This is a genomic window from Streptococcus sp. UBA3373, from assembly GCF_002360305.1.
GTDB lineage: Bacteria > Bacillota > Bacilli > Lactobacillales > Streptococcaceae > Streptococcus > Streptococcus alactolyticus.
Genome location: NZ_DEQF01000054.1, coordinates 18,911 through 41,151, shown reverse-complemented (window position 1 = coordinate 41,151; position 22,241 = coordinate 18,911). Strand labels below are relative to the sequence as shown.

The window sequence follows — 22,241 nt, the reverse complement described above, 5'->3', positions numbered from 1 at the left end:
CAAGGCATCCAATTCTTTTTGCAAATCAACGAGTTCTACGGCATCATTTGTGGCTAACATCGCTTGGTTGATTCCTTCTTCACGCGCTTCAATGTCTTCTAATTGATTTTCAATTTCTGCGATTCGGCGTGTGAGTTTGCGAAGTTCCTTTTGGTTAGCTTTTTGCGCTTGATAATCATTAGCTGGCGCTTTTTCAACAATGGCAACTGTTTTTTCCTGTGCTTCTTCGGCTTTCAAACGTTCCATTTCTTCCAGCTCCGCTTTTTTCTCAAGGTAATAATCATAATCACCAAGATAAAGGATTGAGCCTTTTTCAGAGATTTCAAGCACTTTTGTTGCCACGCGGTTAATGAAATAACGGTCGTGACTGACAAAGAGAAGGGTGCCATCAAAATCAATCAAGGCGTCTTCCAAAACTTCCTTGCTATCAATATCCAAGTGGTTGGTTGGCTCATCTAGGATAAGGAAATTGTCATTCTGCATTGACAATTTCGCAAGAAGCAAGCGAGCACGTTCGCCACCTGATAGCATAGCAACTGATTTTTTGACGTCATCTCCTGAGAAAAGAAAAGCTCCCAGACGGTTACGAATGTCCACTTCTGGCGTGGTTGAAAAATCATTCCACAATTCGTCCAGCACGGTGTTGGTCCGCGTGAGATTAGACTGCGTTTGGTCATAGTAACCCACTTCGACATTGGCACCGTAAGTAGCAGTTCCCTTGATAAATGGCACTTGCCCCACGATAGACTTAATCAAGGTTGATTTACCAATACCATTTGGTCCGACGATGGCAATGGCATCGCATTTTTTAACGTCAATGTTAATCGGCTCAGACAAGATATGATTGTCGTAACCAATTGCCGTATCTGTGACGGTCAAGACCACATTTCCTGAAACCTTGTCCGCGTGGAAGGTCATATGGGCTGATTTTTGCCCAGCGCTTGGTTTATCCAAACGTTCCATTTTCTCTAATTGTTTGCGGCGGGCTTGGGCACGTTTTGTCGTTGAGGCTCGAACGATATTGCGTTGCACGAAACCTTCCAATTTGGCAATTTCTTTGGCTTGTTTTTCGTAATTTTTGGCTTCAAGGGCTAATTTTTCTGCCTTCAAGTCCATGAAAGTCGAATAATTACCCACATAACGGTCAAGCGAATGCGGATTCAAGTCCAGCGTAATCGTTGCTACCTTATCCAAGAAATAACGATCGTGGCTGACGATGATCAAGGCGCCTTGGTAATTGACCAAATAATTTTCCAGCCAAGCAATGGTTTCGATATCCAAGTGGTTGGTCGGCTCGTCCAAGACCAAAAGTTCTGGTTTTTCCAGCAACATTTTGGCAAGGGCTAGGCGAGTATTTTGCCCTCCTGACAATTCCGAAATCTTCATTTGCCACATGGATTCATCAAATTTAAAACCGTTTAAAACAGCCTTGATATCCGCTTCGTAGGTAAAGCCGCCCTTCACGCGAAATTCTTCTGATAAGCGGTCATAATCTGACATTAACTGGTCAAAGGCATCGCCTGTCACCTCTGCCATCTGCATTTCCATGCGACGCAGACGGTTTTCCATGCTCCGCACGTCATCAAAAACGTGCAGCATTTCATCAAAAATCGTATTTTCCGATTCAAAACGGCTATCTTGTGCCAAATACGACAGGCTTAAATCCCGTTTTTGGTTAATCTCACCAGAAGTCGGTGCTTCTTCGCCAACCAAAATTTTCAGCAAAGTCGATTTTCCCGCACCGTTTCGCCCAACCAGCGCAATGCGGTCTTTTTCATCTACTTGAATATTGATATTATCAAATAACACATCGCCCGAAAATGAGCGTTCCAATTTATTACCTTGTAAAATAATCATAGGTCTATTTTACCAAATCACGAGTCGTTAAACTAGAAGAATGTCAAAAAATCTGCCAAAATCAGCAGATTTTCCAAACAAACCATTTTTAAGAAGCATAAAGTTTCTTGACATTTTCAATATCAACAGGCTGAATGCCATAATAAGAGCCTGATGATTGCATGACAGACTGTTGGCTATCATCGTGGTCCAAGCCAATCGCGTGCCCCAATTCATGCTCCGCCGTGTAAACAATTCGATAATAACTGTAACCGTAGTTGTTCTCCGTCAAATAATAGGTGTTCAACTTGACCTTGACATACTTGATTTCATTGGTGAGAGCATCGGTTTCAGCCTCGGCCACTCCTGCGGCTTTTGATTGGGCATCTGAGTACTCGGTCAAAACAATCCCTGCCAAACTCTTGTCAGGAACGATGTTGAAGGTAAAAGCCCCTGTATCATTCCAAGCCCTGATGGCTTCTTCATAAGCATAAACCAAGGTCGTGTTGTCCGTATCAATATAAACCGTCGCACTGGCATTTTCCCAACGATCGCCCGCATGATGGCTGTCCTGGTCAATAGTGAGGTTTTTCAAACACCCAACCAAATCGTCATCTTGTGTGGACACATAAGTCACCACACGGTCTTTGATATCTAAAATAGCATTGGCAAGAGCTGATTGGCTATGATTAGCGTAATAAAGCAAGCCAAAAATTAGAAGTCCCAGCACCACCACCGTCTCGACCAAACCCCAAAAAAGATTCCAAATCAGCCGAAACACAAGTCTGAGAATAAAGAAAATCATGTTTACAAAAGACCGCATCCACCATCTCCTTTTTATGTATTTTTGAAAACGCTTAATTCATCATTATTACCTCAAGTATACCAAGCTTTGGCTTAAAAAACGAGAAAAAGCACCCAAAAATAAGGAAAACCTTATTCTTGAGATGCTCATTCTGCTCCTTTTCAAAACGGATTAACGCACTTCCATGACAACTGGTAAAATAGCTGGACGGCGTTTGGTTTGGTCAAACAAGAACTTAGCCACGTCATCACGGACAGCTCCTTTTAATTCGCCCCAGTCAAAACTGTCTTGTGCCAAGTAATTTTCAACTGTTTGGTTGACCAATTCTGCTGCCTCTCGCAAGATATCACGGCTTTTCTTCACATAAACAAAGCCACGCGTATGAATTTTAGCTTTTGATACGATTTTCTTTTCACGTTTGTTGACTGTCAAAGCCACGATGAAAATACCGTCTTCTGACAAGACTTTACGGTCACGAAGAACGATATTCCCGACATCACCAATCGCATTTCCATCAATCATCACATCACCAGCAGGAACACTGCCTTCGTGGTGGAAACCATCTTTTTCAAGTACCATAACGTCCCCACGTTTGACAATATAAATGTCCTCAGGATACATCCCAACTTCTTGTGCCAAGTCTGCGTGGGCAGAAAGGTTGCGGTATTCCCCTTGGATAGGGAAGAGGTATTTAGGTTGCAACAAGTTAATCATCAATTGCAAGTCACGGGCATTGGCATGACCAGATACGCACAAATCTTGTGTGATGAGTTTAACCGTTCCACCCGCTTTGTAGATAAGGTTCTCAACGCGAGCCACAACAGCTTCTTTTGAAGTGCTTGGAGTGGTTACGATATACACCAAATCACCGTCTTTGATTTGAACATAGCGGTGACGTCCCAAAGCCATTTTTTGCAAACCATTGATTGGCTCACCCATACGTCCAGCTTCCAAGATAATCAATTCATGGTCTTCGAATTTATGCATATCTTTTGGCTTAACAATGAGTTTTTCATCTGCCACGCCCAAGCGTTTCATGCGAATAGCGGTACGGATGATATTTTCCGCATCAAAACCAGTCAAGACCACACGGCGACGGTGTTCAGCGGCAGAATCAAAAACTTGTTGGATACGAGAAAGGTTTGACGCCACAGCCGCAATGATAACACGCCCTTCGGCATTGGCAATCACGTCATCAATTTCTGCCCCAACTTCTGATTCACTAGCCGTTAAAACATGACTTGTCGCATTGGCAGAATCTGACAACAAAGCCAAAACGCCGTCACGACCAATTTCAGTCAAGCGTGCTAAGTCTGTACGGTAGTATTTACGGGCAGCTTGGTCAAATTTAAAATCACCAGTATAGACAATTTGACCTTCATCTGTACCAACCACAATCCCTAAACTTTCTGGAATAGAATGGGTCGTTTTGAAGAAGGAAATGGTCGCATCCGCAAACTCAATCTCTGTTTCTGCGTCAATGACATGAAACTGATTGAATTTCTTCACATTGTTGTTTTTCTTCACAAAAAGCTTAGCAAGCTCAATCGTAAGTGGTGACCCAAAGACAGGTACCTTCATTTCTGACAAAATGTAAGGCAAAGCCCCAATTGCATCTGCGTGACCATGTGTCAAGAAAATCCCTTGAACACGTTTTTTATTTTCAATCAAATAATCTAGATTTGGAATGACCTCATCAACACCCAATTGTTCATTTTCAGGATATTTCAAACCAGCATCTAAAATAAAAATAGAATCGTTCACTTCAACCACATACAGGTTTTTACCGTTTTCACGGACTCCACCTAGGGCAATTAGTTTAATATCGCTCATGACGATGTTTTCTCCTTCATTGATTTTTTAATACAAGCAACGCCAGTTGCTTCATGATAATACAAACGGTCCTTGCACCAAACGGTTAACAAGTCGAATTACAGCTCTTTCATTATAGCATATTTTCAGAAGATTTTCTTCTTTTACACTTGGAAAGATTGCTTTAAACAGCAAAAAAAGATACCCTAAGGCATCTTTCACACATTTAATCAAACAGCTGGTAGTAATCCGCAATCGTCATGTCTTTCTTTTCCTCTTGATTGAGGTCTTTGACGATTTTACCATCTTTCATGACAATCAAGCGATTACCATAATGCAAGGCATCCTCCATGTGATGGGTAATCATCAAGGCTGTTAGTTGGTCCTTTTGGACAAACGTATTGGTCAAATGCATCAGAGAAACGCTGGTTTTGGGGTCAAGGGCTGCGGTGTGTTCATCCAGCAGCAACAATTCAGGGCGTTTGAGCGTTGCCATCAATAAACTCAAGGCCTGACGTTGTCCCCCAGATAAAAGACCTGTCGGCGTTTCCAAATGCTTTTCCAAACCATTGCCAGTCTTAGCCACCAAGGCCTGAAATTCTTCTGTAAAAGCGTGAATGTTGCGAGGGACCAAACCACGTTTTTCGCCACGGTATTTAGCAATAAGGAGGTTTTCTGCCACGGTCATTCGAGGAGCCGTTCCCATCTTAGGGTCTTGAAAAACACGCGCCAAATCACTCGCTCGTTTCTCAGCAGACAAATGGGTCACGTCCTTACCCAAGATGAAAATGCTGCCGCTAGTCAACATCAAAGTCCCCGCAATCACGTTGAAAAGGGTTGATTTTCCAGCACCATTGCCACCCAAAATTGTCAAAAAATCATGTTCATAAATCGTCAAATTCACATGGTCAAGGATGGTTTTGACATTATCCAAACCGTTATTAACCTGAACGGTCGCTTCTTTTAATTCTACAACTTTTTTCATCGCGATAAGGTCACTCCTTTGAAAAATTTATCTTTGAGAACAGGTACCATAAGACAAATAGCCAAAATAATGGCACTAAACAATTTGAGGTAGTTAGTATTGAAACCAAGTGCAATCACGCCAGCAATCAAGAATTGGTACAAGATAGCTCCCACAACCGTTGCCACAAGACGTTCTAATAAGGTCAGATTGGTCGAATAAAGCACCTCACCAATGATAATGCTAGCCAAACCGATAACAATGACACCAATCCCTTTTGACACATCAGCATAGCCATCTTGCTGACTAATCAGAGCACCTGACAAGGCAATCAGCCCATTTGAAACCACCAAGCCCATGACTTCCATACGGTCGGTATTGATGCCAAAACTCTTAGCCATATCACGATTATCACCCGTAGCAATATAAGCCTGCCCAAGTTTTGTATATAGGAAGAAAATCAGCCCCGCAATCACGAGAATAACGGCTAACAACCCAATCACCAAAAGGTTAGTTGTTGCTGAAAAAGGCAGCAAGTCTTGAATGGTCTTAATATCCAGCAAACCAAGATTAGCACGCCCCATAATCATCAGCATGATAGAATTACATGAGGTCATTACCAAAATCCCTGCCAAAATGGTTGGAATTTTACCTTTGGTGTAGAGTAAGCCAGTCACAAGACCTGCCACACAGCCTGCCAACATTCCCGAAAAAGTCGCTAGAATAGGATGAATGCCTTGATTCATCAAGGTAACCGCCACTGCACCACCCAAGGGGAAAGAACCCTCAGTCGTCATATCTGGGAATTTCAAAATACGAAACGTGAGGTAAATACCGAGTCCAAGAATTCCCCACAAAAGCCCCTGTGAAACCGATGAAATAATCATTTGCCTCTCCTTTTCTAATTCTTATCTGTCTCAACGGCTACGGTTGCATGAGACAAAACGTCTTCTGGAATAGTAATGCCAAGCTCCTTAGCCGCTTTTAAATTCAAGGTTGGTGTTCCTGTATTGACCACCTTAACAGGAACTTCTGATACTTTTTTACCTGCCAATAATTTCACGGCAATCTTAGCCGTTTCGACACCCAAATCGTATTGGCTCTGTGCCACAGAAGCAATGCTTCCTTGCTCAACCATGGTATCCACGCATGAGTAAATTGGGATTTTAGCTGCGTTGGCTGCACTCACAACGCTCGTGAAAGCTGAAGCAATGGTGTTGTCCTGAGGAACAAAGATAGCATCGACTTTGCCAGTCATCACAGACATGGTTGTTGTGATTTCATTAGTTGACGGCACAGCGTATTCCACAACATTGATGCCAGCAGATTTGGCATATTCTTTAAATTGAGCCACTTGTGACACTGAGTTGTCCTCGCTGCTAGCATACAAAACACCAATCGTTTTCGCATTTGGCGTGATGCTTTGGATGAGTTCTACCGTTTGTTTGAGCGGTACTTGGTTGGAAACCCCTGTTACATTGCTATTTGGTTTTCCAAGATTTTTAACCAATTTTGCTCCAACTGGGTCTGAAATAGCCCCCATCACAACTGGGATATCACTCGTAGCCGAAGCCAAACCTTGTGCCGCTGGCGTTGCAATCCCAATCAAAACATCGCTTTTAGCATTGACCAATTGCTTACTCATGGTCTGAATCTTACTTTGATCCCCTTCAGCATTTAAAACCGTGATATCCGCATTTGACTTGTCATAACCCGCATCAGCCAAACCATCTTCAATCCCTCGCTCAATCTCATCCAAAGCCTCGTGGGTCACGTATTGCAAAATACCGATTTTAACCTTTTCATTGCGATGCGAATCACTCTTGGTTTGGTCATAAAGCATTGACCCCACCACTAATACCACTAAAACAATTAACGTTCCAATAAGTCCTTTATTTTTCATACGTGTCTCCCTTTATCTCACCTATTAAAGACTGACTTTGCCAGTCAAACCATTCTCATCATTGCCATATCATCGAGCCTGCTAAAAAGAAAAGCGTGTAGTAAATGCCTACTACACGCCTTATCCAACTTTGTCATTAAGACTAGCGCATAGATACTTTTTAGAAGTACTCTAAAAGTCGTATCTATGCCACAACATAAACACAACTCTACCTACGCCAACCTTGCCAACTTGTAAGAGCTTGTGTCATGTTCATCCTAATATCCTCCTGAAATAGTGTTTTTTTATAATTATATACTAAATTCTGAAAATTTCAAGAGATTTGATTAATTTTTTTGGGCTATAATTATATCTCTTGTTTTCTCGATTTCTCTAGGTGCTGGAGACATACAAATGTTAATATTGTGGGTTACTTCTCAATTTGTAAATCATTTCTGAAATAAAAATACCTGCTTCATTTTCGTAACCGATAAAATCGTTGACGTCTTCTAGTTGTTCGTCAAAGATATCGATTTCATTTTTGGAATAATCTTTATCGTATTCCCAATTTGGCAAGTGACTACTGATTTTTTTGAATTCATCACTTGAATAAATGCTATTTAGTTTCATTTTTATAAACTCCATGTCGTTTTCTGATGTTTCTTCATGTTGGATTGGTTGATACAACATTACCAGTATCTGGATTGACAACGACGGTAGAGACTGCACCACGATATTGTTTCGATGGTAAACCGTCCTTATCGTACTTAGTATTTGTTACTTCCAGCGGATTAATTAAAGCATCTGTCAATGTCTGAATTGTACCACCACGTTCAATAGCTCTTTCAGTTGTATGTTTTGATATTCCTGTAATTTCTACATTGTCAACTGCTTTCACGCCAATTATACCATTTTCTAACTCTCTACGCTTAACTAAAATAGCTTTTTTTATGGTATAATATAGGGATTGAACACATGAGATTAGAAAGGAGGCGTCGTAAGGTTATGGGGCTTTGATGCTGCTACTGACAGCCTTACGGCAACTTTTATCATGTCATTTGATGGTTTTTTTCTACACCATTTAACCAAGGAACTCCAAGGCGAGCTGATTCATGGGCGGGTGCAAAAGGTCAATCAGCCTTTTGAGCGTGAACTTGTCTTGACCATTCGGAACAATCGTCAAAATTACAAGCTTCTTCTATCTGCTCACCCTGTTTTTGGGCGGGTGCAAATTACAAAAGCAGATTTTCAAAACCCGCAAACGCCTAATACTTTCACGATGATTATGCGGAAATACCTGCAAGGTGCGGTGATTGAGGATATTCGTCAAATCGAAAATGACCGTATTTTGGAGATTGCCTTTTCTAATAAAAATGAAATTGGCGACAACATCAAGGTCACTTTGGTGGTCGAAATCATGGGAAAACACAGCAATATCATTTTGATTGACAAGGCTGAGCACAAAATCATCGAATCTATCAAACACATCGGTTTCTCTCAAAATAGCTACCGTACGATTTTACCAGGTTCAACTTATGTTGCCCCTCCTCAAACCAATGCCAAAAATCCTTTTACCGTGCCAGACCAGACTTTATTTGAAATACTGCAAACGGAAGATTTGGCACCACGTCACCTGCAAAAACTCTTCCAAGGTTTAGGACGTGATACGGCTGAAAACCTCTCTCACCAACTCAGCACAGACAAATTAAAACAATTCCACGCTTTCTTTAATCGTCCTGCCCAACCCAATCTGACTGAAAAATCGTTTGCGCCAGTGCTATTTGAAGATAGCAAGGAAACGTTTGACAACTTGTCAGAATTACTGGATATATTCTACCAAGATAAGGCTGAGCGTGATCGTGTAACTCAGCAATCCAGCGATTTGATTCATCGGGTGCAAACGGAATTGGACAAAAACATCAAAAAACTGGGCAAGCAAGAAAAGGAATTACAGGCGACTGAAAACGCGGAAGAATTTCGCCAAAAAGGGGAACTTTTAACCACTTACCTCACGCTTGTGCCCAATAACAAAGATTCTGTGGAGTTGGACAACTACTACACCAACGACAAAATCCGTATTGCACTGGATAAGAGCTTAACACCAAGCCAAAATGCTCAACGCTATTTCAAAAAATACCAAAAATTAAAGGAAGCTGTTAAGCATTTGACGGGGCTTATCCAAGAAACAAAAGACACCATCACTTACCTAGAAAGTGTGGAAACAGCCCTCAATCATGCGTCGCTTTCAGACATCGAGGACATTCGTGACGAATTGGTGGAAACTGGTTTTGTCAAACGTCGCACGCGCGACAAACGTCATAAACGCAAAAAACCAGAACAATACCTTGCTTCAGACGGCAAGACCATTATTCTGGTTGGGCGCAATAATCTTCAAAACGATGAATTGACTTTTAAATTGGCCAAAAAAGGGGAACTTTGGTTCCACGCCAAAGATATTCCTGGTAGTCACGTGCTCATCAAAGACAACCTCAATCCTAGCGATGAAGTCAAAACAGATGCAGCTGAATTAGCGGCTTATTATTCTAAGGCAAGGCTATCTAACCTCGTTCAGGTGGATATGATTGAAGCTAAGAAACTCAACAAGCCAACTGGTGGTAAGCCAGGTTTTGTGACTTACACAGGTCAAAAGACCCTACGCGTCACACCAACAGAAGAAAAAATCAATAGCATGCGTTTGCCATAAACATAAAATATCCCTCCTAGGTGACCTAGGAGGGATATTTTATCTGAGATTGTTAATCATCTACTTGACCGTTGCCAATTTTAGAATGGCGGTAGCCATAGACAAAGTAAATAATTGTACCAAGAACAAATGAAATGAAAAATCCAATCCATGCTTCTGTGCCACATTGAGTCATCAATGACAAACAGATGATAATAGATAGAATTGGTAGAACAGGTACAAATGGTGTTCTAAATTCACCTTCTTTTGGCTCTCCGTGTACGCGGCGCAATTGAATCACACCTAAAGCCAACAAAATCAAGTAAGCTAAAGTAACGATATTAACCAATAAAGCGAGAAGTTCTAGCGGTAAAATACCTGCAAAAATCATGGTAACAATACCCACGAAAATAGTCGCATTATTTGGCACCTTGCTTGTAGCTGATACTTTTTGGAATTGCACTGGCAACAAACCATCACAACTAATGTTGTAAATAATACGTGACAAGGCATACATCATTGAAATGCAGACAGTTACCAAGGTCAAAATAACTACAACTGACACGAAATTCCCTGCCAGTGGGAAACCGATGCTACGAAGCACAAACGGTACTACGTCAGTAATATTGAGTTTGGTGTAGTTCACCGTTCCTGTCAAGACTAAAGTAAATAGAACATAAAGCAAAGTTACCAAACCGATTGAAATGAAAATCCCTTGAGGAACTTTCTTTTGTGGGTCTTTGGTTTCATCAGCCGCCATACAGATGGACTCAAAACCAAGAAAAGCAAAGAACATGAGTGTCGCTCCTGCCATAATACCCGTTTTACCGCCATAAAGTTGACCAAAACCATACGGGGCAAAATTGCTCCAGTTATCCACATTGATGGCTGTCAAGCCCAAAGCGATGAACAAAATCAGCACCGCTATTTTACAAACAACCAAAACAGAATTAAAACGAAGCGCTGTCTTAGACCCTCTAAGTACCAAAATGGTCACAAAAAGCAGCAACAAGACAGGAACAATATCAATGTAAGTACCATTTGCAGGGTTAAATGGGCCACTCAAAGCCTTTGGCAACGAGATACCAAAGGTTTGCAGGAAGGCTTTGAAATATTCTCCCCAACCAGATGCTGCCGTTGAAATAGCACCGAGGAATTCAATAATCATAAACCATCCAGCAATCCAAGCAGGATATTCACCAAAAACTGTATAAATATAGCGATAGACGCCACCTGAATGAGGAAGTCGAGATGAAAATTCAGCAAAGAACAATGCTGACATTGTCACACAAATAGCGGCAATAATAATAGAAATGGTGATAGCAGGACCAGCATACTCTGCTGCACTCGTTCCTGTTATCGTGAAAATTCCAGTCCCCACAATTGACCCAACACCTAGAAAAATCAATTCTGATAATCCAAGGTGGCGCTGTAGATGCGATTTCTTTTGAGTCATGGGAGCTTTTCGAAAGATATCCATACACTCTCCTATGTAAAAAATAAACTCGTTGGTCTTTTTCCTTTGCAAACTATGTCCGTTGGGATGCTTGCTCTTTTTACCAACGATACCCAATCTTATTCTAATATAGCCTTACCAAGTGATAGCCCTTACCATCACAGACAAAGTGAACTACACAACGAACTCTATTTTAGTATAAATATACGCAAAAATCAACACCATGTTGGGGAGAGCGAGAAAAAATCTGCAAAAATCGTTATTAAAATCTGATTAACATCACTCATTGAGGTGTTGCAATCGGTATAGGTTGTACATCCGAGCCATTAAAATCAAAACAACATAGAGCCCAGACATGGATTTACTATCTTCAAAATCAACTTCTAAATCACTCACTTCATAATACAATTGATAGGTCGAATGCTGTCTTAAAAAGCTATCCCCAAATGCCGTAACACTCAAGACGGGTATCTGTTTTAAAACTAACTTCTTCAAGGTTTCTTGGATAGACAAGATATTACCACTTAATGAAATAATAATAACAAAGTCATTTTCAGTCAGATTATCGGAAATGGCAGAAAAATTGGTTTCCCCAGAGAGTAAAAAATTGGGTCTTTTGTACAAGAACAGTTCATTTGAAAATTCTCTCGCAAAATTACTCTGAGTGAACCCTGTTGCGTAAATAATAACATTACACGCCTTATGAAGCATAGAAAACATTTTATCAAGGTCAATATTTTCCATTAACTTGATAGTATTATGAATATCGCCTAATAGTCTATCAATCACATCTTGGTCCGATGGGATAACTTGTGCGGCAAGGGAAGACTGAATAAAATACTTCATTTCCGAATAACCACTGAACCCTAGTTTTTTGGCAAATCTTAAAACCGTACTTTTAGACATGAGAACTTTTTGCCCTAATTCTATCAACGTTAATTCTGCAATATCCTCTTGATGAGCTATGATATACCTTGCTAAATCCTTTTCAGACTCCGACAAGTGATCGAAATGCAACCCAACTAACTGTTCAAAATTCAAGACTAACCCTCCACAAACTGATGCTTTCATGCTTAATCATAACGACTGATATAACAATATTGTATACTATTTGCTAAAAATTTTCGATACCAAAAAAGACAATGCTCATCGCATTATCCCTTTAGGTATTTATTTCATTAATCAAATAAATAGACAAAAGCTTCATAAGGTTGGAGTTCTTGTTTAACATTTAATGACGATGGCTCTTTGGGGTAATTATGGATTAAACAACGCCCTGAGCGTTCCAGCAACTCTTTTGGAAGATCAACATAAGTCGGCTTATCAGCAAAAGAACACACAACAAGAAGCGTCTGATTTTCGTATGTTCTCAAATAAGAATACACATTACTATCGCTTTCATTAATCAGTTCATAATCTCCGTGAACGATAATTGGTAATTGATGTCGCAAAGCAATTAGTTGTTTATAGTAATAGAAAACAGATCCTTCATCTTCTAAAGCTGACTCAGCATTAATAAATTGATTATCGCTAGAATAAGTAATCCAAGGTTTTGATGGTGAAAAACCATAGCCATCGTTGGCATCCCCATTCCAAGGGAAAGGGGTTCGAGCATTGTCTCTTGATTTGAGATACATCGACTCTTTAATATAACTTTCAGGCTCTCCTTTTTCTTTCATCAATTGCAAGAAATATTGCGTCTCAATATCTTGATAGTCTTCCACTTTTTCAAAAGGAACATTTTTCATACCTAACTCTTCTCCCTGAAAAATGTAAGGAGTCCCTTTCATCATATGTAATAAAGTAGCCAGCATTTTTGCAGATTCAACACGATATACACCGTCGTCACCAAAACGCGTTACAGCTCTAGGTTGGTCATGGTTACTCTAATATAAGCTATTCCAGCCTTCAGCTAACTTATCTTGCCACTCTGATAATACTCTCTTTAATTCACTTAATTTAAAACGAACATCAGAGAATTTGCCATAACGACCGTAGTCTAGATGCATATGGTCAAAATGGAACACCATATTTAACTCTTCATTTTCAGGTTTGGTGTAATGAAGGGCTTGATCAGCATTGGTATTAGGCGCTTCACCTACGGTCATCACATCATAACGTTTTAATACTTTTTCGTTCAATTCGTGCAAATACTCATGAACTCTAGGACCATTTGAAGCACCGATATAATAAGATTTAGTATAAGGGAGAGATTCTGGGGCATCTGGATAGTTTAGATCTTTACTGATTAACGTAATCACATCCATCCTAAACCCATCGATTCCAAATTGGAACCACCAATCTATCATCTGAAAAATCTCTTCACGCAATTTTGGATTATCCCAATTTAAATCGGGTTGTTCCTTGGCAAAACAATGTAAGTAATACTGGTTTCTTTCTGGAACATATTCCCAAGCTGAACCTCCAAAAGTGGATCCCCAATTGGTCGGCTCACTGCCATCTGGCTTTGGATCTTTCCAAATATAATAGTCTGAATACGGATTGTCTTGGCTTTTTTTAGACTCTTCAAACCAGCGGTGCTTATCACTAGTGTGATTAACCACTAAATCCAATATGACCTTTATACCTATTTTGTGGGCTTCTTCCAATAACGTTTTTAAATCATCTAATTGCCCATATTTAGGATCAATCTTATAATAATCGCTAATGTCATACCCGTTATCTACTCCTGGTGACTCATAAATTGGATTTAACCAGATGACATCAATACCAAGGGTCGCTAAGTAAGGAAGTTTTTCGATTATTCCTTTTAAATCACCAATACCATCTGCATTGCTATCTTTAAAACTTTGCGGGTACACTTGATAGACCATGCTATGTTTCCACCAATCTTTCTCCATGACGCTCTTCCTTTATATCCTACTTACAATTCATCTTCATCTAAATCATCAACTGATTCTTTTAAAAACTGATTCACATAGATAATCTGATTTTTAGCCTCTTCAATACTCTGTGTAATCAATTCTTCAGATAGTGGTTGATTTTCCAATTGTAACAACAAAGTCATGATAATAGGTAAATTCATCCCTGCAATGACGTGAACATTGGGTTTTAATTGTCTAACAAATTCTTGATTGACAGAACCGCCTAATAAATCTGTGAAAACCACAACATCTTCTGTATCTTGGCAACGGCCTAAAGCTGCTTCAACAGCCGAATCAATCGGCTCATTGTCAAGATAAGCACTGATGGTTTCAATATCTGTCAAAGAAGGTACGAGATACTTTAACGTATCTCCCATACCATCTGCTAACTTATGATGACTTGCAATAATAACTTTAACCATATATAACCTACGCTTTCAAAATTCCAAAATAAGATAATATAATTGAGAGGATAATAATACCAAAAATAATTTGGATAACAGATACTTTTTTACTTGCAATCAATTTATAGACAGCTACGGTTAATAAAGCAGGCAGTAACGAAGGCATGATTTTATCTAGCACTTCTGTTTGTAAAGGTAGGGAAACTTCTCCTGTTTTAAAAACAGTAGCAACGTCGATTTTGACAACAGAGGCTACCAAGGCACCAATAACAGTCAGTCCCATGATGGAAGCTGCCTCTGTAAAGACACTAAGGCGTTCACCTAAAGCTGTTACTAGCTTAATCCCTGATTTGTAATCGATGTTAAACAATTTAAAACGGAATAACAAGAAAAGCAGATTGAGTAAAAGCCAGACAATTGCTTCTGTCGGATTTCCCTCTAGTCCCATATAAGCAGATATAGAACCAATGATGGTTGGATAAAGAACCCAAACAAGGGTATCACCAATACCTGCCAAAGGCCCCATCATCCCTGTTTTAAAACTTTGAACCGCATCATGAGCAACCGCCCCATCTTTTTATTCCATTGCCACACTTGCCCCCAGCAAAACATTAGCCATCCAAGTTGTGGTATTGAAATATTTAAAATGATTATTCGAAGAGGCTAGGTATTCATTATCATCAGGGTAAATTTTTCGTAGTAATTTATTTAATCCAAATACAACTGCTGGTCCTTGTTGTGTTTCATAATTGAAGGTGTTACAAGCCATAAACATGTATCTAAAGGCTGCTTTATTAATGTCTTTAGTGGTTACGGTATCTTTTTGCTTACTCATCAAAATCATCTCCCATATCTTCCACAGTATTAGCACTAGTTGTAGCGACTTTTTGAGTCGTGATTGTAAAGTAGTAATAAGCTAAAGCTAGTCCAATGATAGAAACCCCTACAATTGGTAGGCTAAGATAAGCCGTTAAGACAAATCCAATCAACAATAGGGATAGGTATTTTTTAGCTGGCATCACTTGTAACAACAACGCAATCCCCACAACAGGAAGCATATTACCAGCAACCGTTAGGCCAGTTGTCACCCAATCAGGGACATAATTCAAGATTAACGTAACAATTTGTTCACCGAACAATACACATAAAGCTGTTGGAATCGCCATTGATAGCCCAAAAATAAGAGGACCAATCCAAAGGATGCGATTCATTTTATCAAATTGTTTGGCATTTGCTGCCTTTTGTGCCCAGTGTGCAACATAAGTATTTAGGATTTTAGCTAGTACATCTAGTTGAATGCCTAACATACCAACAGGAACCCCTACTGCCAGAGCAACAGCTTTGGCATCTTCAATATTGTTAGTACTCTTTATAGCGACATAACCACCAACCAATGCTGCCAACCCCCAGTTTGGAACCGATGAGCCTCCAATATTTGCGACACCTAAAGACATTAATTGGAAGGTTCCACCAATAACCATGGCTGTTTCCATATCGCCCATAATAAGACCAACAAACAATGACACCATGATAGGAAACCAAGTCACAACGACTAGCCCTTGTTGATCCAAAACGACCCAAAATGATAGTAAAATAATTAAAATGCCTTGAATAATATCTATAGTGATCGACCTCAATTAATGTAGCTACTCATTGGTTCTTCAACATCATCTGGAACAAAATGGAAGGTTACTTCCACGCCAAGATTTTCCAATTCTTTCAAAGCACTGATTTCTTCCTCATTGACTGAAACCATCTTTTTAACAGTTTGCTTACCAGGACCATCAAAAATGATTCCGATATTAACTTTAGGAATAGCTACGCCTCCTTTAGCTAAGTCAACTAATGTTTGAGGGTGGCGGACAATTAGAAAAACGTTGTGACTGTCGTATTTTCCTGCTGCAAAATTAGTAATGGCTGTGTTTGTATCGATGATAGACATTCCTGTTCCTGCTGGCTTACTCATTCTCATAGCTGCCTTTTGAACTTCATCTTTGCTAATATCATCATCGACAACCATAAGGCGTTTGGCCTTGGTAAATCCTGCCCACTGTGTGACGACAATACCGTGAATAAGACGTTGATCGATTCTTGCTAATACTACTGACATAATGTTTTCTCCTTTTGTTATCGTTTACATTGGTTATTTTATCAACATCAATACGGGAAAACAATAGATTTCAGGCATTCTGAAACTTAGTCAGTGAGGTTGGGAAAAGTATTAAACGATGACACTTTTTCCCACTTGATAAGAAATAAAAAAGAGCACTACCTTCTACCCAAATGGGTAAAGGTAATGCTATAAATCATATATAAAGCTCACTCACTTTTTTCAATATCTTCTTTCAAATCATCAATATTGAAGGTTGCAAAGAGGTATTTTCGGTCTTGAACTGGGAAGCGTTGGTCTAATTGGTCAACGGGGCCAACTTCGACAATGCCTTCTGTGATAGTAAAGTCCATGATGTGGCCGCCAAAGGTCAAATCATCAGAGATAAAATGCAAGTGGTAGCCTGCCACACTAACGCCGTGGAACATCTCTGGGGTCCAAATCCCTACAATCGTTCCTGAAATGTTCTCACAGGTGTACTCTGGTTGTCTTGTGGCAACGTCTGCAAACTTAATATTAGGAGCTGATTTTGGAATCATGCGAACGTGCATTTTTGAAAAATTCCCTTTGATTTTAATGGAACGGAAGAGGTTTTGCCCGTCATAATAAGACTCGATGCGTCTTTTGAGCTCGGTATCGGTCATTTCAAAGCGTTGTTTAAAAATCACTTCTGCTTGATGAAAAACGACAGCAGCATAGGGAACGGTCACATCATCAGAAACCTCTACCACTTCTGCTTTGCCGTTAGAACCTTTGGCTTGATAGGCCTTACCATCAAGAATAATCAACTCACCATCAATCGAATCCAGCGTTCCAATTCCCAAATCACCGTGCTGCAAAAGCTCGCCGATGGTCATTGTTCCACCGTAAAGTCCCGCCATCAAAGCACTTAAGGTATTGTATTGAAATAGTTTAATAACGTCTGACATTTTACTTCACTTTCTTTCCTAACATCCTTACCGTTTATCAATAAAATTCATCCGGCAAAATGGTTTCACCTAGCTTGATATTGTCCTTATAATCAATAGGAATATCAATCAAAATCGGACCGTGTTTGACTTCTTCCAAGACTTGTTTTAAGGTCTGTTCAAAGGATTCTTTGCCGTCAACACGATAACCTCTGGCACCGAAACTTTCAGCGTATTTGACAAAATCAACCGGACCAAAATCAACGCCAGAAGAACGCCCGTATTTCATTTCTTCTTGGAATTCAACCATGTTGTATTTGCCATCATTCCAAATCAAATGAATGATCGGCAATTGGAAGCGCACAGCCGTTTCTAATTCTTGGGCAGAAAAGAGGAAACCTCCGTCGCCTGATAGTGAAATAATCGTGGTGTTAGGGCGTATCAGGGCCGCTGAAATAGCCCATGGCAAAGCAACTCCCAGTGTCTGCATCCCATTTGAAAAGAGCAGGTGACGCGGCTCATAAGATTTGAAATAACGCGCCGTCCAAATGTAGTGACTTCCCACGTCAACAGTTACGGTCATGTCATCTGTGGTGTTGTCTTGCAAAACATCAATAACATCTAGTGGGTGCACCAAACCGTCTTTTGTTTTTCGGTCAAATTTCACATCTTCGACAACGTTTTTCTTAAGGTTTTGCAGGTAAGCCACCGATGTTTTTGGCAAGGAATAACCGTTGATGGCTGGCAACAAGAGTTGAATCGTATCAGCAATATCACCAATCAATTCACGCTCAGGTTGGAAATAAGTGTCAATTTCAGCCTGAGCTACGTCAATCACAATGATGCGAGCTGAAATTTCAGCATTCCAGTTGCGTGCCTCGTATTCGATTGGGTCATAGCCAATAGCAATCACCAAATCCGCTTTTTTGAGCAACATATCACCTGGTTGGTTGCGGAAAAGACCGACACGGCCAAAGAAGGTATCTTCTTCTAGTTCACGCGAAACAATTCCTGCGCCTTGGAACGTTTCAACAACTGGCAATTTGACAGCAGTCAACAATTGACGAATGGCTTGCGTTACCTTGCTCGTTGAGGCACCATTTCCCAACAAAAGAACAGGTAGTTGCGCATTGCGAATGGCTTGTGCCAAATAATTGATGTCATCCACGGAAGCAGAACCCAATTTAGGGTCAGTAAGTGGCTTGATGGCTTTGACAGACACCAAACTATCGGTCACATCTTGTGGAATAGATACAAAACTAGCTCCAGGTTTGCCTGATTTTGCTTCACGATAGGCGTTGGCGATGGTTTCTGACAAGGTATTTGGGTCATTGACTTCCACAGCATATTTGGTGACAGGCTCCATCATGGCAACGTTTTTCATGGATTGGTGCGAGCGTTTCAACAAATCAGAACGTTTCACTTGCCCAGAAATAGCCAAAATAGGGTCGCCCTCATCTGTTGCCGTTACTAAGCCCGTCGCTAAATTGGAAACCCCTGGACCGCTGGTGGTAATGACCACACCAGGATTACCTGTCATGCGTCCAATACCTTGCGCCATAAAAGCAGCATTTTGCTCATGACGCGCCACAATCAATTTCGGTCCCTTATCCTCCAGCGTGTCAAAGACACGGTCAATCTTAGCTCCAGGAATTCCGAAAATATACTCCACATCATGATTAATAAGGCTATCAACAATCAAGTCTGCCCCATATTGCTTATTCTCGCTCATTAGCTCCCCCATCTCTTTTATTTTATAGTATTTTTTCGATATTTCACAAATATAAGTCAATTATATCATAGTTTTTGACAGACTTTGTGAATAAATACTTGTGAAATTTTTCTTTTAACATAAAAACAAAAGGACTCTTCACCACCGATTAAAAGAGACAAAGAGTCACTGGTTTGGGCTATTTTTGCCTTGTTCTGATAAAATCGTAAATAGTCATCACTACAAAGCCAACAAACACAAAGATAATATTGCGCACGGGTTCGCCGCTTTGGTCAAAGAACATCAATAAAATAAAAATCGTGATAACCGTAATCAGATTGCTAATCAGCAAATCTCTAAAATTCATCTTCATGTAAAAATTCCACCATATTGACATCATCAGGAACCAAGGTCAGATAATGTTTAGCCACTTGATGCGCATGCTCTTTTTGCCCAAATTCTCGCAAAATGTAGGCATAATCATGCAAGAATTCTGGGTTTTCGCCCAAATCTGCAGCCAAGTCATTGTACAAGGCCAAGGCTTTTTTGTCAGCTTCTAGACCTTGATAGGCTTTGGCGATATTCCATTTGGTCAACACATTATCAATGGGCTCTTTGGCAAAGGCGATGACGTCTTCATAGCGTTCTTCCTCTAAATACAAATTGGTCAAACGCATCAAGACTTCTTCTTCGTCTTCTGCGACCTCTTTAGCACTGAGCAAATAACTTTCGGATTGAGCAGCATCGTGCAATTCATAAGCTAATTGTGAGGCTAATAACAACAAGCGAGCATCAAACGCATTTTTGCTGATTCCTTTTTGTGCCATACGCAAGGCTTCTTCAGTCTTGTTTTCTTCGTGCAAGGAAAGGGCATAAACGTATTCATACCCTTGAAAATCAGGGTCCATGGTGTCCAATTGTTTGAAGTAGGTATTGGCTTTTTGGAATTCGTCTTGGTCATACAAAATGGTTGCCAATTCAAAGACCGTTTCATCGTCGTATTCGATTTCAATGGCTTTTTCCAAAAATTCAACGGCTGCTTCAAATTTACCAAGGCTAGCATAAGCTTTACCGATGCGTTGGTAGGTTGAAATACCTGTCATTTCTAGGACATCGCGGTTATCCAATTTGGCATATTTCTTGATGGCTTCTGAAAAATGACCCAATTCCATTTCGATTTCTGCTAATCCAAAAGTCACCAAAGGCTCGTCGCTGATTTGAGAGGCTAACAAGAGTTTTTCACGCGCCACATCCGCCAAACCTTCCATATCGTAAATGTCCGCCATCACCAATAAAGCCGACAAATAAGCGTCACTATCAGGTGAAATGGCATCCAAATAAGTAAAAGCTGCCTCAATATCACCATCCTCAGCCGCAATCTGTGCGAGATTGATATTGACCTCAGGGAAAGACGCACGCTCTTTTTCATAGATGGTTTTTGCTTGATTTAAAAAACCAATGCTTTCAAGATATTCCGCTAACTCAAGCAATGCCTCATCGTCATCTTCCTTTAAAGCTTTTTTGAAATATTTATTGGCATGCTCCAAATCTTGATTTTGGATGGACACTACCATTTTTTCACTATTCAGCATGTTCGGCTACTTGTCCTCCTTCTTCTTCCTTCAATTCTTCGTACAAACCACTGACACGCTTGTACCACGCAAAAATTTCGGTCACAATAACTTTAGCCGAAGCGTACAATGGCACCCCTAAAAAGACGCCCCACACGCCAAACAGGGCTCCAGCCGTCAACAAAATAAACATAATGGTGATGGGGTGAATGTTCAAGCGGCTACCCAAAACCAATGGGGATACAAAACGCCCTTCAATAGTCTGCTCAATTGCAAACACAATCAGAACCTTGACTAACATAATCGGTCCTTGCACAATTCCCATAATCACAACAGGAACCATGGCTAGAAAACTTCCCAAATAAGGAACCATGTTCAAAAAGCCTGCCAAAATCCCAAAGGTCGCTGCGTAGCGAATGCCTATGATGTTAAAAAAGACGGTAAACATAATCCCAACCACAATAGCAACGGTTACCTGACCTTGAACGTAACCAGCCAATTGTTTGTTAATGTCTCCCAAAACACGCGAAATTGGTTGACGTGTTCTGGTAGGAAGGGCTTGAATCAAAGCTTCCTTCATCTTGCTACTGTCACGTAGAAAGTAAAACAAAATGAACGGTGACATGATAATTGCTACGGTCACACGGGCAAAGGTGCCTGCAAAAGTAGATGCCAAATCAATGGCATTTCTAGAAAAACTTTCTGCATAATCAACGGCTTTGGTTCCAATATTAGACACCATATCACTCAATTCTTTTTGATAAACCAGTAACCAAGGGCTATCCAATAATTTATTGACTTCATGGTTGGTGCTTCTCACATAATTTGGGAGATTTTCGACAAAAGAAGTCAGCTGAGTTTCAATCATCGGAATGAAGCTGGCTACCGCCCAAACCAAAAGGGCTGCAATAATGGCAAAGACAATGAAAATCGACACCGTACGATTGACACCGCGCCGTTCAATGAAGCTCACCAGTGGCTTAATGAGGTAATAAAGAAGGCCTGAAATAACCAAAGGCAGCATGATTACAGCAACCACTGAGACTAAGGTTGTAAATAAAAATGAAATCTTGGTAAAGAGATAAAGGGTCAAAAACACCAAGAAAGTGACTAAAACAGCAACCACAGCTTGATTGTCTAAAAACCACTTAAAAAACCAAGAATCTGAAAATTTCTTTTCATCTTGCTGATGCATAACGTATTCCTTTCCAAAC

General features: G+C 40.3%; 19 protein-coding genes and 2 pseudogenes. 1 reads left to right on the top strand and 20 read right to left on the bottom strand.

All coding sequences use genetic code 11. The annotated features are described in order from the left end of the window. The 8 genes from B3R79_RS07210 to B3R79_RS07175 form a co-directional block, all read right to left on the bottom strand. Positions 1-1,857 (bottom strand): ATP-binding cassette domain-containing protein (locus B3R79_RS07210; RefSeq protein WP_293696019.1); only part of this gene is annotated, 1,857 nt, incomplete at its 3' end. Between the two features lie 88 nt (positions 1,858-1,945). After that, complete coding sequence (locus tag B3R79_RS07205; protein WP_293696017.1) at positions 1,946-2,659, bottom strand: matrixin family metalloprotease; 714 nt, start codon at positions 2,657-2,659, stop codon at positions 1,946-1,948. Positions 2,660-2,812: 153 nt separating this feature from the next. Then, positions 2,813-4,474, bottom strand: coding sequence for a ribonuclease J (locus B3R79_RS07200; protein ID WP_293696015.1), 1,662 nt, complete (start codon positions 4,472-4,474; stop codon positions 2,813-2,815). 205 nt (positions 4,475-4,679) lie between these two features. Next, positions 4,680-5,438 (bottom strand): ABC transporter ATP-binding protein, encoded by a 759-nt coding sequence (locus tag B3R79_RS07195; protein ID WP_293696012.1) that lies wholly within the window; start codon positions 5,436-5,438, stop codon positions 4,680-4,682. Further along, positions 5,435-6,304 carry an ABC transporter permease gene (locus B3R79_RS07190; RefSeq protein ID WP_293696010.1) on the bottom strand — a complete coding sequence of 290 codons (870 nt, stop codon included), beginning with the start codon at positions 6,302-6,304 and terminating at the stop codon, positions 5,435-5,437. Before B3R79_RS07190 ends, B3R79_RS07195 begins: the two co-directional genes overlap by 4 nt. 14 nt (positions 6,305-6,318) lie before the next feature. Then, a complete protein-coding gene (gene trpX / locus B3R79_RS07185; RefSeq protein ID WP_293696007.1) occupies positions 6,319-7,320 on the bottom strand; it encodes a tryptophan ABC transporter substrate-binding protein in 1,002 nt (333 codons plus the stop codon). A 396-nt stretch (positions 7,321-7,716) separates the two neighbouring features. After that, complete coding sequence (locus B3R79_RS07180) at positions 7,717-7,929, bottom strand: hypothetical protein (RefSeq protein WP_154454260.1); 213 nt, start codon at positions 7,927-7,929, stop codon at positions 7,717-7,719. A 34-nt stretch (positions 7,930-7,963) separates the two neighbouring features. Then, positions 7,964-8,197 carry a hypothetical protein gene (locus B3R79_RS07175; RefSeq protein ID WP_293696005.1) on the bottom strand — a complete coding sequence of 78 codons (234 nt, stop codon included), beginning with the start codon at positions 8,195-8,197 and terminating at the stop codon, positions 7,964-7,966. 153 nt (positions 8,198-8,350) lie between these two features. On the opposite strand from B3R79_RS07175, the gene B3R79_RS07170 reads away from it, so the two are divergent. Beyond that, positions 8,351-10,003 (top strand): Rqc2 family fibronectin-binding protein, encoded by a 1,653-nt coding sequence (locus B3R79_RS07170; RefSeq protein ID WP_168260917.1) that lies wholly within the window; start codon positions 8,351-8,353, stop codon positions 10,001-10,003. A 52-nt stretch (positions 10,004-10,055) separates the two neighbouring features. Here the strand turns inward: B3R79_RS07170 and B3R79_RS07165 are convergent, their stop codons facing one another. The 12 genes and pseudogenes from B3R79_RS07165 to B3R79_RS07110 all read right to left on the bottom strand — a co-directional run bounded on the left by B3R79_RS07165 (position 10,056) and on the right by B3R79_RS07110 (position 22,222). Beyond that, positions 10,056-11,462 (bottom strand): APC family permease, encoded by a 1,407-nt coding sequence (locus B3R79_RS07165; protein ID WP_293696000.1) that lies wholly within the window; start codon positions 11,460-11,462, stop codon positions 10,056-10,058. Between the two features lie 255 nt (positions 11,463-11,717). Next, positions 11,718-12,479, bottom strand: coding sequence for a MurR/RpiR family transcriptional regulator (locus B3R79_RS07160; protein WP_293695997.1), 762 nt, complete (start codon positions 12,477-12,479; stop codon positions 11,718-11,720). 137 nt (positions 12,480-12,616) lie between these two features. Then, positions 12,617-14,299, bottom strand: a pseudogene (locus tag B3R79_RS07155) (glycoside hydrolase family 13 protein). Between the two features lie 23 nt (positions 14,300-14,322). Further along, the gene (locus B3R79_RS07150) at positions 14,323-14,745 is read right to left on the bottom strand and encodes a PTS sugar transporter subunit IIA (protein ID WP_154454265.1); all 423 of its coding nucleotides are present in this window, start codon (positions 14,743-14,745) and stop codon (positions 14,323-14,325) included. 7 nt (positions 14,746-14,752) lie between these two features. Continuing rightward, positions 14,753-15,571, bottom strand: a pseudogene (locus tag B3R79_RS07145) (PTS system mannose/fructose/sorbose family transporter subunit IID). After that, positions 15,555-16,349 (bottom strand): PTS mannose/fructose/sorbose/N-acetylgalactosamine transporter subunit IIC, encoded by a 795-nt coding sequence (locus B3R79_RS07140; RefSeq protein ID WP_293696021.1) that lies wholly within the window; start codon positions 16,347-16,349, stop codon positions 15,555-15,557. Before B3R79_RS07140 ends, B3R79_RS07145 begins: the two are co-directional and overlap by 17 nt. 11 nt (positions 16,350-16,360) lie before the next feature. After that, a complete protein-coding gene (locus tag B3R79_RS07135; RefSeq protein WP_293695995.1) occupies positions 16,361-16,837 on the bottom strand; it encodes a PTS system mannose/fructose/N-acetylgalactosamine-transporter subunit IIB in 477 nt (158 codons plus the stop codon). A gap of 209 nt (positions 16,838-17,046) precedes the next feature. Then, positions 17,047-17,766 (bottom strand): acetolactate decarboxylase, encoded by a 720-nt coding sequence (budA, locus tag B3R79_RS07130; protein ID WP_154454269.1) that lies wholly within the window; start codon positions 17,764-17,766, stop codon positions 17,047-17,049. A gap of 37 nt (positions 17,767-17,803) precedes the next feature. Beyond that, positions 17,804-19,477, bottom strand: a complete 1,674-nt coding sequence (gene alsS, locus B3R79_RS07125) for an acetolactate synthase AlsS (protein ID WP_293695993.1) — start codon at positions 19,475-19,477, stop codon at positions 17,804-17,806. 178 nt (positions 19,478-19,655) lie between these two features. Further along, entirely contained in the window at positions 19,656-19,829 is a 174-nt protein-coding gene (locus tag B3R79_RS07120; RefSeq protein ID WP_293695991.1) for a sec-independent periplasmic protein translocation protein TatC, read from the bottom strand. Beyond that, positions 19,813-21,048: a tetratricopeptide repeat protein gene (locus B3R79_RS07115; protein WP_293695989.1), complete on the bottom strand. Its 1,236-nt coding sequence runs from the start codon at positions 21,046-21,048 to the stop codon at positions 19,813-19,815. Before B3R79_RS07115 ends, B3R79_RS07120 begins: the two co-directional genes overlap by 17 nt. Continuing rightward, entirely contained in the window at positions 21,038-22,222 is a 1,185-nt protein-coding gene (locus B3R79_RS07110) for an AI-2E family transporter (RefSeq protein ID WP_293695987.1), read from the bottom strand. Before B3R79_RS07110 ends, B3R79_RS07115 begins: the two co-directional genes overlap by 11 nt. Between the last annotated feature and the right edge of the window lie 19 nt (positions 22,223-22,241).